The following is a 1,172-nucleotide window of genomic DNA, read 5'->3' on the forward strand; positions in this document are numbered from 1 at the left end:
GCTCCCGGGCCAGGGCACGGGCACGGGGCGGGCGTCGGGCGGCGGCAGCGGGTTCTGCTCCAGGACGTGGCGGAGCGGGGAGATCCGTTCCTCGGCGGCGTGCCAGACCTGCGCCAGGCGGGGCTCCGCGCCGTCGGCGCCTTCGAGCCAGACGGCGCTCCAGTCGGCGAGCCGGGGCACGAGGAGCTGGGTGGCGAGGGACGCGACCATGTCCTCGTCGAACTGCCCGGCGAGCATGTCGGAGGTCTCGGCGAGGAACGAGAAGGCGCCGACGCCGGCCCAGGCGCCGCCGGCGCGCAGCTCGGGGTCGGTGGCGCTGCGCGGGGTGCGCGCGGTGGCCTGGCTTGGCAGCCGGAGCGCGGCGGTGCGGGCGATGTGGGTGTCGGCGGTGTCGTCGTCGGTGAGGTCGTGCGCGCCGCCCTCGCCCGCGCCGCCGGAGCCGTCCGCGTGGTGCTGCACGCCGCGGCCGTGGGTCGCGTCGTCGGGTACGCCGTAGGCGCCCGCCTCGTCGGCCCCGCCCGCCGGGGCCACGACCCGGGCGGCGCCGGCCTCGGCCCGGGCCTCGCCGCCGGTCTCGGCCCGGACCTCGGCGCCGACCTCGACGCCGGCCTCGCCGCCGGTCTCGGTGCCGGTCTCGGTGGCGCCGTCCTCCGCGGCCCCCGGGTCGGCCGCGACCTCGCGCAGCGGGCCCATCCGGAACCAGACCGTCTTCTCGCTGCGCCGGTGCTCGACGCCCCAGGCGTCGGCGAGCGCCGCGACGAGCTGCAGGCCGTAGCCGTACGACTCCTCCGGCGCCGGCAGCGGCATCACCCGGGCCGCGTGCCCGTCCGTGACCTCCACCAGCAGCGTCGGCTCCGCGGCCGGCCCGCCGTCCGCGCCGGCCCGCGCCAGCCCGCCGGCGGTGGCGTCCTCGGCCAGGAGCCGGCAGCGCACCCGCACGTCGGTGCCCGCGTGCACCACGGCGTTCGTGACCAGTTCGCTCGTCAGCAGCTCGGCATCGTCGGCCTCGGGCCCGGCGCGGCCGGCCAGCAGCTCGCGTACGAACCGGCGGGCCGCCGCGGCGGCGGGCATGCCGGGGGCGAGGGTCAGGGCGACGTCCGTCACGCCCCGCGGTGCGCCGACCGCCGCACCGGCCGCACCGGCCGCACCGGCGCCGCCCTCCGGCACCCGGC

The 1,172-nt window shown here is 80.4% G+C and carries 1 protein-coding gene; it reads right to left on the minus strand.

Going from position 1 to position 1,172, the window contains the following annotated elements; translation table 11 throughout:
- Positions 1–1,104 (minus strand): ATP-binding protein (locus tag ABD317_RS37135; RefSeq protein ID WP_344296512.1); only part of this gene is annotated, 1,104 nt, incomplete at its 3' end.
- Positions 1,105–1,172: the final 68 nt, after the last annotated feature.

The organism is Streptomyces synnematoformans, assembly GCF_039531005.1.
Classification (GTDB): domain Bacteria; phylum Actinomycetota; class Actinomycetes; order Streptomycetales; family Streptomycetaceae; genus Streptomyces; species Streptomyces synnematoformans.